Raw genomic sequence first — 12,943 nt, forward strand, 5'->3', positions numbered from 1 at the left:
TCTTCTTTTCGGAGCAGGTTCGTGATATTATCTTGCAATCACCATTTTTCGCGTGAGCCGTTCAGTCGGCGTAATTAAACTATAAAAATAGATACCGCTCACAACACTCTCTCCCAGATCATCCCTTCCATCCCAATAGATTGTGTAAAAACCAGCTTTATGAAACTCATCAACCAGCGTCTTGATCTTTCGCCCCAGCACGTTGCTAATCATGATTTTCACCTGACCATCGGTTGGGATCTCATATTTGATCGAAGTCTGGGTGTTAAAAGGATTGGGATAATTTTGCCATAGCATGAATTTTTCTGGTTTGGGCGCTGTAAGAGCAATGACGTTGTGAAATTTTTTCTTGCCGGTCAAGCTCAACTGTTCCAATTTGTAAAAATAGGTTTTTCCCGCCTCAGCGGTGCGATCCTGAAACGAATAATGCTCCTTTCCCGTGATGAGCTGATCGGTGAGCCGGGTGAAGTCCTTGTTGGGTGATTCGCTGCGATAAAGATGAAACCCTGCACAATTGGTTTCATAGCTAATGATCCAAAAAAGATCAATGGTGGCATCGCTATTGATGCGGCCGAAGAAATTATCGAGCTGGGCAAATTGCGGATAATAAGAACAAGCCAAATTGCACTTTCGAAATCCAGATTGATAACCATTACTTGTCAACAACTTGACACGCCAGTAAAACGGTCGATCAATGCTGATCCGCTCAAACCCGATCAATTGATTCAAGTTGATCCTCTTCGTTCGGCAGGTGTCGGTACTGATCAATTTTGAAAATGTGCTGTCCCAGCTGAGCTGAATCACATATCGGCACTTCGTGAGATCAATGTCCTGCGAAAGTAACGAATCATTTTCCCAAATGAATAGATCTTCCTCGTGAATTCGACCTCCTTGAATTGGGAAGATCAACCGAGGGGCAGGTAACTGGATTTGTTTGGCTGGATGAATCACCCAATGGTGCATGACTGTGGTATCGCGACCTTCGACAACGAGCCATACAGTATCACTCATTGAAATGGCTGAATTGACACGATAACAAAAACTGCTGTCCTGGCCGATTTTCATAAGCTGCTGACCGATCGACCAACGATATTGAAGAACATCGCGATCTCCTTCGCGCACCCCAACCGAAAGGGTGAGGCTATCTGGTGGAGTAATTGAGAGTTCCTCTTCCTTGGGGTAAAATGCCAATCGGAATGGGCGAGCTTCCAGCATCTTGGCCTTTTGGATATACCAGCGATGAACGATCGCGCTATCTCCATGTTCGATCAGCACTGTAATTGTATCGATTTTCGAATCGCGAAAGACAGGATGATAGACGAAAATCGAGTCCTGGGCTGAGGAGTCGATCTGATGATTAACTTTCCATCGAAACCGAAAGTCATTCTTGGCATGGCGAACCAGAAAGACCAAACTATCGCTCAAAACTACTACCGAATCCTGGGGCAGATAGTGAATTTTTTTGCTCTCGGCGATGGAATCGAGCGGGCTGGGCCATAAGATCCATTGCAAATAAATGGCAGTATCGGCATCGGTGATACTGAGCCTCAGGGTATCGACAGTTGAACGATTTTCGGTGCAGCTAAAAACATATTGGTGCTGGCGGGCTGAGCGATCGATCAGGCCATTGAGTGACCAACTATATCGCAAACTGTCATGATCCGGATCCTGGCACAGCACTTGAAATTGAATGCTATCGCTTTTGACGATGAACGAATCAAGCGGGGGAGAACAATACCGGATTTGAGGTGCTCGATTTGGCCGCACTTTTGTGCTTACAATCCAGCGATGCGTCATGGAGCTATCCTGATCCGCAATTTCGACTACAATCGTATCTAGGACTGTCGATTTATCCCCTTTGATAAATTTGTAGCTTGGCTCAACGGCAATGTTATCTTTCTTGCCATTGATCAACCAACGCCAGTGATATTTCCCTCTCGCAACAGAATCAGCTAAAACCGATAGGATCAGAGTATCCCCAAATGCAATAGTCGTGTCAGATTGGGGCAGAAATCGCAAATCATTCAGGAGCCGGCGCGCCACGATCAAATCTACGATCCATTGATGTCTTAAGGTGGTATCTGAGGCAATAATGGTCACTGCAATAACATTCTTGCCGGAGACGAGGGAATCGGAGGGGATCAATACCCAAGGATTTATGCTTGGTGCAAAAATTCTCTCATTAACCTGCCAGCGAAAAGAGAGCGAATCGACATCGGACGAGAACGTTTGTATTGAACATTTGAGCCGATCACCTATCCTTATGGTTGTATCTGATTTGGGGAATGTCCCAACAATAGCGATCTTGTTGGCGCTTTTCTGAGGCCACAAAATCCAGGAATGAATCAGAGTAGTGTCTTCATCAAAATGTCTGATTTTTACCGTGATGGTATCATTGGGTTTCTGTTCGAACTGGTATGATTGAAAGGCAATTCGATTCGAATCATTCGAAATGGGCTTTCTATTCAACAGCCATTGAAATGAATATTTTTCTGAATCAATTGGCACGACAGCAAAAGATATCGACGCCCCTTTTAAGATTGATGTATCTTGGGAGGGAAAAAATTGGAATAGGGATCGCAGCTCGGGATGAACAAACACAACATTGGATCTTGTGATTTCATGAGCGACCGAATCAAAAGCAGAGATATAATACCAGTAGCGCTGATTCGGATTGGTGTTGACGTCTGTGAAAAGAGTATCCGAAGCCGGGAATTGAGAGATGGGTCGAAACGATCGCTGATGCTCCTCTTTTCGGAAGAGACAATAGCCCGCAAACTCAGGATCGCCAGTCCACTGCAAACTTGGAGGAAATCGATTAACGATTGTTAAACTGGGTGGTTGGATAATTCGGTTTATGAACGTAAACTCTTTCTCACAACGAAAACCCTCTTGTGTTGATATTTCGAGCACAAGTCTGGCTTTATAGCCATGCGGACAATCGCCATTCATCGTTAATATCATCGGCGCCAATTCGTTGGTGAATTCCTGATTGTATTCCAATACAGGAAGAGTCACGTTCGAATTTTCGATGGCGACTTGAAGATCGCGGCTGAAGAGTTGCATCGATATCCCATGGGCAGTTGAAGAGAGATTTTTGATCTTGAACCAGATTGGAACCGAAAGACAATTTGATTTATGATCTTTTTCGCCAGATAGATCAAACTGGATTTGTCGAACGACGATATTCGGCAGGAATTGGGAATTGACCGCACGGAAGAAATTGATTCTCCCAGCTCCCAGTTGGCCATAATAACCAGAGTTTTTCTGATAAATATTGTCACTGCTCCATAGAATTCTTTTCTTCAAGCTGTCGGTGGTGATGATTTTTTCATTGGACAACAATATCCCAGCTAAGCAAGTGACATGGGCAGCGGCGATGGATGTGGGTGAAGGCCAATATTTAATCGAATCTGTTGCACTGATGGATGCGAAAAGCTGAGCAGGGGCAGCCAGATCGATCCAGGGCCCGAAATTGCCGGATGAAATTTTTTGGTCATATTGATCTGTTGCCGTGACTGACCAGACCTCAGGAAAGGCGGCTGGATAAGCCGGCGCTTGGGCAAAATAATCTCCAGCAGCAGAGATGATCACCACATCGCGCTTGGCAGCGTATCGGATTGCGTGGTGAAGCAATCGAGAGGAATCTTCTCCAGCCCAACTCAAACATATAACTCGAGCGCCGTGATTAGCCGCGTAGACGATCGCTTGGGCTGCTGCAGCAGCGGGTACCAAGATTTTGCCTTGTCGCGTCAACAAACCTGCTTTCAACGCCATCAGCGTCAATCGACCTCCTGAGCGAAAACTCGTCCAATTAAGCAGCGGCTGCATGATCATTCTTGCCAGAGAAGTTCCGTGTCCTGACTCGTCAATGGATTGATTGGTCCAATCGATCCCGTATCGGACCATCATTTCCCTGGGCACAAAATTCCAGCCACAAAGATCATCAACCAGGCCATTGCCATCATTATCTTTTCCATCAGCCTTTTCTAGCCGGTTATGCCAGAGAATTTCGCTCAAATGGGGATCGGTCTGATCGACCCCAGCATCGATACTGGCAATTGTCAGCGAATATTTTGGGCTCAGCTTTTCTAACAGATCGATTGTTTGCATTTCCAACGGCATAACGATCGGCGGATTCGTCGTCACTTCCGCATAATAAAAATAATTGTAATCGACCCAATCAACATCTTTTAATTTTTCATAACTGCTCCTGATCCTCGAGGCCGCGATCCCGTTGGAAAATCGCAACAAATAACAGCGATCCAGAGGATTTCCATTAATCGGTCCTCTGCTGAACAACGGAATTATCTCTTTTAACCGATAAATCGCGTTAAGAGAATCTAATTGAAAAACTCCAGTCAAAAATGGCGACTTGCTCAGATTGATTTTCAATGGAGACTTCAATCGAATAATGAGTTCGTTACGCGCATATTGCTCTGATATTACGGAAGGCTGAGCATAAACGACTTGCGGAACGATAAAAAGTTGGCGGGGCGCTAAGATGGAAATACTCAGCACAATAAATCCAGCTATAATTTTTATACCAACCTTCTTCATCGCAACCCTTTGCTCTGCTGCAGTGCTTCAGGATGGATTTCTGGAGAAACCGATTGAAGATCTATCTGAGATAGGATTAAAATGATGTTTAGAAGAAAAATTAGGTCGTATCAAATCTTCAATAACAATTTCTCCAAAATTATTTTTCTTTCGATGATTTGTAAAGTCTTTGGGTTCAGCAATCTCTTTTCATTGCTATCTTTTCTCCAAAACTTTACGAGCTTTTCAATGAGCGTTTCTTTTTCTCATTGAAGGTCTAATCATTTTCCCTCTGTCTTGATCTGAGCTACCCCCTCTCCTAAAGGATTGGCCAGCATTGAATCGTCATCCTTGAATGAAGCCATTTGGCGCCCATTTTATTTCGAAAAATAGCTCCCGAATCATCACGCTATTTATATACCAATTAGTTTGGATATTGTCAAGTAGTTTGTTAGTTTAAAGCAAAAAATGATCAATCAAACCTATCTGCCTATCGATCACGAAAATTTCGATTTGCTGCAACCATTTTAAGAGAGATCAAACCAACCTCTCTCATTCGTCCTTCTTAATAGAATTACTGCATGCAATTTTCATTTGTTCCAAAGGAGAGGGGTTATGTTTGAGGGTTTACCAAGATGTTGATTCAACCAATGCTTTCTTACACATTTTTTTTCACTAAACCACTTTCTCAAGCTGAAGGATTAATAGATTGCCTGATCCCCAATATGCGGGTGAATCGCGAGCCTAACCCAATCTAAATTGCATTCCCTTCTTGGAAAGCTGAAATTAACGAGGTCATCCACTCCGATTGCATGATTGCAAATGATAATTTTTCTAAAAGGGAGAAGTTCGTTGCTTCTTAAAGCACCTTTGCGCCCTTTTCCGCTTGATATTTGACAAAATTTTCTATTGACATTCTTGATATTTTTTCTTATATTCTGCCTGCCTTAATGATAATGAATTAAAATTTAAAACGAAGGAGTCTATGGCACATCATAAATCGGCAATCAAGCGGATAAAAACCAGCCGAAAACAGAATCAACGCAATGTGAGCTATAAATCTCAGATGAAGACCGTAATAAAGAAGGTATTGGGCATTAAAGATAAAGATGCGGTTCAGAATGAGGTGAAAAAGGCATATAAGCTGTTGGATAAGCTAGCAGCAAAGGGGATTATACATAAAAATAAAGCTGCAAATAAAAAGTCCAAATTAGCTAGACATGCTAACAAAATAGCTGCATAATTTGATATTTCATTTTTCTTTTGAAATCTATCTACGACTGGCATTAGATCTGATCAACAATCAGATCATGAAAAGCTGAGGCCGGAGTGGCTAGCCAAAACCGGTAACTCCCCCTAATCCCGGGATGGCATTATAACTCCGGTCTCTTTTTTTTGTCTATAAGGGTTTTGCAAATATTCAATCTACAGGATAACAATCATGCCTTAAAACAAAGGGCAACCAATCATTTCACTGCCTGCCTCAGAATGCGACAAAAAGGGGTCCCGCCTAATCAACACACCTTCCTTGAATATGCAATTTTGCTGTCCTCAATTCTTTTAGATACCGAGTAATTTATAATTGGGGGCTTCTTTGGTGATAATCACGCTGTGAGGGTGATTTTCTTTGACCGTGGCCATAGAAACACGGATAAATTTGCCACGCTCTTTTAACTCTGCAATAGTTTTAACTCCGCAATACCCCATGGCCGCCTTTAATCCACCGATCATCTGAAAGATGGTATCGCTGAGCGGGCCGCGATATGGCACGCGTCCTTCGATCCCTTCAGGAACCAGCTTGTTCGCTTCCTCTCCTTCCTGGAAATAACGGTCGCTACTCCCCTTCTTCATCGCTTCAATTGAACCCATTCCGCGATAGACCTTGTAGCTTCGTCCTTCTAAATAAATAATTTCTCCGGGACTTTCCTGTGTTCCAGCGAAAAGATTTCCGATCATCACTGTATCTGCACCGGCGGCAATGGCTTTGGCGATGTCGCCAGTCTGTTTGATCCCCCCATCGGCAATCAGGGGGATGCGATATTTTTGGCAAACTTTAGCGCAATTCATAATTGCGGTGATCTGAGGCACACCGACTCCAGAAATAACACGTGTGGTGCAAATCCCACTGGGTCCGATGCCGACCTTCACTGCATCGGCCCCAGCTTTGATCAGATCTTCTGCGGCTTCAGCAGTTCCGATGTTTCCAGCAATGATCGGGATATCTGGGAACTGCTTTTTCAAAGCCTTGACGGATTCAATGACGCCTTGGGAGTGGCCATGGGCAGTATCTACTACCAGCACATCGGCCCCAGCCTCAATTAGAGCTTGGGCCCGTCGATCGCGATCTGGCCCCACCCCAATTGCAGCACCAACCCTGAGCCGTCCATGGATATCTTTCGCCGCCAGGGGGAACTTGCGTTTTTTCTGAATATCCTTGACCGTGATCAATCCTTTCAACCGTCCCTCATCATCGACGACTAAAAGTTTCTCAATTTTGTGCTTCTGAAGAATCCGCTCAGCCTGCTCCAGCGTGGTCCCTATCGGCGCCGTCACTAAGTTGTCCTTTGTCATTACCTCACTGATTTTCTGCTGCAAATTCGTTTCAAAGCGCAAATCGCGATTAGTCAGAATGCCGACAAGCTTATCGTCCTTCACAATCGGAATCCCCGATATATGATATTTTTTCATCACCTGGACTGCGTCAATCAGAAGATTATCTGGCGCTAGACTGATTGGCTTCATGATCATCCCACTTTCTGAACGCTTCACACGATCCACCTCCTCGGCCTGGCGCTCAATTGAGAGATTCTTATGAATGATACCTATGCCCCCCTCTCGAGCGATTGCAATGGCCAATTCCGATTCTGTGACCGTATCCATTGCCGCACTCACCAAAGGAATATTCAGTTCAATTGTTCGCGTTAACCAGGTCCGCGTTTCAGCCATCCGCGGAAGCACATCAGATTTGGCAGGAATCAACAGGACATCATCGAAGGTTATCCCTTCACCAATAATTTTGTCATCGTTCATGCTGCGTTGCTCCGTTCAAAACTAATTAAAATTTATCGATTGAAAGCATTCCTAACGAGCAATCTTTTTTATTTAAGCTGCCGTTAACTCTTCAAAAGCAAATTTGATCAATCAATTCGGCTGAACCATCAGGAGATAATCGAACCAAGCAGAATTCACCGAATTCTTCCTTTGGTTCAACCTTCATTTTTTTTTGATGGGCCTTCTATAAAAATAAAGTTGTCCAATAATACTAAATATTTTGCTCAGAGTCAACTATTTTTCAGCAATCTCTCAGTTGACACGTTCAATGACATCCGTTTATCGACCATAATAGGGATCACTCAATATATTAAGACGGTTTTAAACAACTCGCTCACAATCAACTGGAATAACCGATCCATGACGCTAAATAAAAACCTCAAAGAAGGGCATATTGAAAAAGGAGATGTACTGGTCTCAATTCACCTCAACTACAAGCGACCAAGATTATCAATCATGGAAGAAATTCTGCAAAATCTGCCTAGTGAGAAGCAGGCGATGATGAGATAGGCTTGATTCAAAATTTAGTATTGATTTATTCGGAAAATTTTCCTATTATTGGTGACTTTAAAAAGTAATTAGTAGCGGTACAAGGTAGTGAACAATATGTCAATCGAGCTCATTAGAAATTTCTCAATTATCGCACATATCGATCACGGAAAATCGACGTTAGCGGATCGGTTATTGGAGGCAACTGGCACGCTTCGCAAAGAGGAGATGGTCGATCAGGTTCTCGATAGTATGGATTTGGAACGGGAACGGGGGATTACAATCAAGGCCCATGCCATTACCATGACTTATCATGCTGACGATCATAAAACCTACACCTTGAATTTGATCGACACTCCAGGCCATGTCGATTTTTCTTATGAAGTTTCGCGCAGCTTGGCGGCGTGCGAAGGCGCAATCTTGGTAGTTGATGCCACGCAGGGCGTCGAAGCCCAAACGATTAGCAATCTCTATTTGGCGTTGGAAAACAATCTCGAGATCATTCCCGTGATCAATAAAATTGACATGCAGAACGCCCGAATCGATGCGGTAAAACAACAGATCGTCGAAATCATGGGAATAGACGAGCGTGATATTTTATTATGCAGTGCTCGGGAGGGAATTGGCATCCATGAGTTACTGGAGGCGGTTGTCCATCGGATTCCACCGCCGAAGGGCGATCCAACCGCACCGTTGCAAGCATTGATTTTCGATTCCATGTTTAATAGTTATCGAGGCGCGATCGCTTATATCCGGGTTTTTCAGGGGGAGATTTATACAGGGATGCCCATAAAATTCTTCTCTCATGATAAAATTTATGAAGTGGCTGAAGTGGGCATTTTGAAATTGAAGAATATCCCTCGCGATCGATTAACTGTGGGAGAAGTTGGATATGTTATCGCTGGTGCAAAAGAGGTAAAGGATACTAAGGTCGGCGATACCATCACCTCCGCAGAGAATCCAGCGCCAAAACCGCTGCCTGGTTATCGAGAAGCCAAACCTATGGTGTTTAGCAGCCTCTTTCCAGCAAAAAATGAGGATTATGAAGATCTTCGGGATGCTTTGGAGCGTCTTAAGCTCAATGATGCTGCATTGGTATTTGAACCTGAGAATTCGCTCGCCCTCGGTTTTGGGTTTCGCTGTGGCTTTCTGGGATTGCTCCACATGGAGATCATTCAGGAGCGGCTAGAGCGTGAATATCATCTAAATTTGGTCAATACCCTTCCCAGTGTCGCGTTTCGAGTTCATAAGACCAATGGGGAAATCGTCATGGTGGATAACCCTGTTAAAATGCCTCCAGCAGGAAACATCAAGTTGATCGAAGAACCCTATGTTCGCGCTGACATTTTAACTCCTATTGAATACATCGGTAACATCATGAAGATCGCACAGGAGCGGCGCGGCATATATAAAAACACCGATTACCTCGATCCCACGCGGGCGAATCTTCATTATGAGTTTCCCTTAGCAGAGATCATTTATGATTTTTATGACAAATTGAAATCGGTGAGCAAAGGTTACGCATCTTTCGATTATGAATTTCTCAATTATCAGCCGGGCGATCTAATCAAATTGGATATTCTAATCAATAAAGAACCTGTGGACGCCCTGTCGATCATCATTCATCGTTCCAAGGGTTACGAATGGGGCCGAAAGGTTTGCCAGAAGCTCAAGGAACTGATCCCTCGGCAAATGTTTGAAGTGGTGATTCAGTCGGCAATTGGAAGCAAAATCATTGCAAGGGAAACAATTCGACCATTGCGGAAAAATGTTACCGCGAAATGCTACGGAGGCGATATCACGCGCAAAAGGAAGTTGCTGGAAAAACAAAAGGAGGGAAAAAAGCGGATGAAACAATTGGGGAGTGTCGAGGTGCCTCAGGAAGCGTTCTTGGCGGTGTTAAAGGTGGATTGAACTTATTGGACCATATCGAGCTGAGCGAATTAAATATGGCTCTTGACGATCCGCATCGAAAATCAATCAGAGGTCTGATTGTGAACTTTTGAAGCCTCTTGACTGATTGAAATCATGAGAATGTCCTGGACCTATGAATCCAAGGCTCTTGGATAACTTATTTGGCGGATGAAATAAATCGGGTTGCAAAGGAGACAAGCTCGCGGATGAAGCGACTGCGGATCAATATCGCTTCTTTGCCTGATCTGTAATGGTGAAACCGCGCTCAACCGTCTCCCGTATTGAAAGGTCGCATTTTTATAATTCTCAAAAAGATTTTCAAGCGAAAGGAGCTCTCCGTTGATCGAGGCAATTCATCTAACCAAGCGATTTGATGGGCTGGTAGCTGTTAATGATCTCAATCTCCAGGTTCATAGAGAACTTTTTGTATTTCTCGGTCCGAATGGCGCAGGAAAAACGACAACCATTAAAATGATGACGGGGCTATTGCGCCCGAATTCTGGAACGGTTCGAATCGAGGGCTATGATCTGTTACAGCAACCCATTGAAGCCAAGAGAATGTTCGGCTTGGTCCCAGACACCCCAGTGCTTTACGATAAATTGACACTCAAGGAATTTTTGCAGTTCATCGCCGATCTGTATGAAGTGGAACGTTCGACCTTCCGTCGACGTTTTGCCAATCTTGTAGAATTGTTTGAGCTCGAAGATAAGATCGATGAATTGATCCAAAATTTTTCTCACGGCATGAAACAAAAGGCAATTTTGGCCGCCGCGCTGATCCATGACCCAAAAGTGTTATTTTTAGATGAACCGACTGTGGGATTAGACCCTAAGAGCGCGAGAAAATTGAAGGATCTGCTCCGAGGCTTGATAGAACAAGGGGTCACAATATTCATGTCCACGCACATTCTTGAAATTGCCGAAGCGATGTGCGATCGCGTGGGAATCATCGATAAAGGGAAATTGATAGCCTGCGGCACGATGCAGGAATTGCGTTTAAAATCTAAAAGACATGACACCAGTTTGGAATCTATTTTTCTGGAACTCACTGGGGGCGATGAATATCATGATGTAATCAAATATTTGGAAGAAAAGTAGCCATGAACTTTCATCAGCTTGCGTTGCTCTTAAAAACCAAATTGCAAATCGCACGCAATAGTTTTCTACGCGGCTCAGGCAAACGACGAGCCCGAAGCTGGTTGGCTTTGCTCGGCGGGGGGGTGTTCTTTTTATTCATTTTTAACTGGATTTATGAAATCCTCTCTTCTTTGCAAGCGGCAGACGGCGTTCGCAGTGGTTTGGTTGAAAATTTTATTCTGATCACTTTGCTTGGTTTTTTCTTCTATTTATTTATCATTGGAAACACATTAACCCTTCATTACCTGTTCATCGCCACCGATTTGCCATTGTTGATGAGTTCGCCAATTTCTAACCGAACGATTTTCAGCGCGAAGCTCATTGAGGCCATATTTGCCAATTCGTCACTCTTTTTCTTCATGGCGATCCCAGTTTTTATTTCTTATGGAATGATCAGTTCGGCCCAATGGTACTATTATCCGTTAATGCTCATTGTCGCTGTGCTATTCCTTGCTGTGCCAATCTGCCTCGCTTTTCTCTCGGCCTTGGTGATTGCAAAAATAATCCAACCCAGTCGTGCCAGAGAACTATTGGCCGTCATCTTAGGCGTCGCGTCGCTCCTGCTATGGTTGGCCTTGCAATCGGTTCGTGCGTCCAGTTTCGATAGGAATTCGGCGGATTTCAATCCAGATGCGTTGTTAAAACTGCAACAGGTTTCCCATTACGAGGTGTTCAATCACTTGCCCTCCACCTGGGCGGCACGGTCGTTATTTGAGCTGGCTAATGGCAATCTTCGCCTGGTCGTCCTGGACCTATTGCCGCTCTTATTGGTTGTTGCCAGTTTGTTTTACCTCGCGATTCAGCTCAGTCACCATGTTTTTCGAGAGGGTTTTATCATTGGAGCGGCGACGATGCGATTGAAGAAGAAGGTTTCATCTCGGTCCACATTAACCGCTTCGGCGCAACCGAGCCGATCGCTCATATCTGGAGTCGCTGGTTCGGTTTTGCGCCGCGACCTTCGCTTGTTAGTTCGAGACACCCGACATTTTATCAGCATTGCCATGCTGGGAGTGATGATGGTGATCATCGCTGCAATGCAGCAGCGCAACGAACCGGATCCCGAGATTGCAACTTGGAGCGGTTATATTTTCATTATATTGTTCAGCGGTATCCTTGCTGGACATATCAGCTCTCGGCTCATCCCCATCGAAAGCAAATCGTTTTGGATCACCAAATTGGTTCCCCAGCCTGCCCTACGAATCATCGCAGGCAAATTTTCTCTTGCCTGGTTACTGAGTATGGGAATTACCTGGGTAGCAGTGATCTTTCATGCAGTTCGTGCGCATGATTTTGGTCAACTCGTTGCAGTGGCATTCATTATTACCTCATGTATCACTGCTGCGTGCTGTGCGTTGGGACTTTACATCGCCAGCCACTTCGCCCGATTTGATTGGGATCATCCAAAACGGATGCTGAGTCCTGCTGCCAGTCCAATTTTGGGCCTTGCAGCTTTAGCGCTTACTGCTATGGTGATCGCAATTTATGGTTTCGGCGTCGAATTGCAAATTTCTACTGAAATACTACTCTGGCTGCTTGTCGGGGCAGTAGTGCCTGTCTGTCTCATTATCGCGCTGGTTGCGCTGTTAGGGGCAGCTCAAAAAATTCAAAAGACGGAATGGGAATTTTAGGGCCACATTCACCGGCCGCTTATCGGTCATTCAGGTCAATTTTAAAGTGAAATAGCACAGCGAGCCATTTGACAATTGAGTTATGCAAAATAAATTTTGATTCGACATTTGCACTGCTCCAATGCAGAAAGTGCTACCATCGATAATTTTAGCGAGCTAATAGATTCTTACATTTGCAAGCATGA

Annotated in this window: 6 protein-coding genes; 4 read left to right on the forward strand and 2 right to left on the reverse strand. The window is 44.3% G+C overall.

Features of this window, described 5'->3' with window-relative positions; genetic code table 11:
* Window positions 1-27: 27 nt before the first annotated feature.
* A complete protein-coding gene (locus ONB37_00285) occupies window positions 28-4,560 on the reverse strand; it encodes a S8 family serine peptidase (protein MDZ7398575.1) in 4,533 nt (1,510 codons plus the stop codon).
* Between the two features lie 964 nt (window positions 4,561-5,524).
* On the opposite strand from ONB37_00285, the gene rpsT reads away from it, so the two are divergent.
* On the forward strand, window positions 5,525-5,782 hold the full coding sequence (rpsT, locus tag ONB37_00290) for a 30S ribosomal protein S20 (protein MDZ7398576.1): 258 nt from the start codon (window positions 5,525-5,527) through the stop codon (window positions 5,780-5,782).
* 317 nt (window positions 5,783-6,099) lie between these two features.
* Here the strand turns inward: rpsT and guaB are convergent, their stop codons facing one another.
* Complete coding sequence (gene guaB, locus ONB37_00295; protein MDZ7398577.1) at window positions 6,100-7,569, reverse strand: IMP dehydrogenase; 1,470 nt, start codon at window positions 7,567-7,569, stop codon at window positions 6,100-6,102.
* 627 nt (window positions 7,570-8,196) lie between these two features.
* On the opposite strand from guaB, the gene lepA reads away from it, so the two are divergent.
* The 3 genes from lepA to ONB37_00310 all read left to right on the forward strand — a co-directional run bounded on the left by lepA (window position 8,197) and on the right by ONB37_00310 (window position 12,758).
* On the forward strand, window positions 8,197-9,993 hold the full coding sequence (lepA, locus tag ONB37_00300) for a translation elongation factor 4 (GenBank protein ID MDZ7398578.1): 1,797 nt from the start codon (window positions 8,197-8,199) through the stop codon (window positions 9,991-9,993).
* A gap of 339 nt (window positions 9,994-10,332) precedes the next feature.
* On the forward strand, window positions 10,333-11,091 hold the full coding sequence (locus ONB37_00305; GenBank protein ID MDZ7398579.1) for an ABC transporter ATP-binding protein: 759 nt from the start codon (window positions 10,333-10,335) through the stop codon (window positions 11,089-11,091).
* 2 nt (window positions 11,092-11,093) lie between these two features.
* A complete protein-coding gene (locus ONB37_00310) occupies window positions 11,094-12,758 on the forward strand; it encodes a hypothetical protein (protein ID MDZ7398580.1) in 1,665 nt (554 codons plus the stop codon).
* The last annotated feature ends 185 nt before the right edge of the window (window positions 12,759-12,943 follow it).

The organism is candidate division KSB1 bacterium, assembly GCA_034506395.1.
In the GTDB taxonomy this organism is placed as follows: Bacteria; Zhuqueibacterota; Zhuqueibacteria; order Thermofontimicrobiales; family Thermofontimicrobiaceae; genus Thermofontimicrobium.

Coding starts and splice junctions, on each gene's coding strand:
- lepA (MDZ7398578.1), top strand. CDS start 8,197: ATGTCAATCGAGCTCATTAGAAATTTCTCAATTATCGCACATATCGAT.
- ONB37_00310 (MDZ7398580.1), top strand. CDS start 11,094: ATGAACTTTCATCAGCTTGCGTTGCTCTTAAAAACCAAATTGCAAATC.
- rpsT (MDZ7398576.1), top strand. CDS start 5,525: ATGGCACATCATAAATCGGCAATCAAGCGGATAAAAACCAGCCGAAAA.
- ONB37_00285 (MDZ7398575.1), bottom strand. CDS start 4,560: ATGAAGAAGGTTGGTATAAAAATTATAGCTGGATTTATTGTGCTGAGT.
- guaB (MDZ7398577.1), bottom strand. CDS start 7,569: ATGAACGATGACAAAATTATTGGTGAAGGGATAACCTTCGATGATGTC.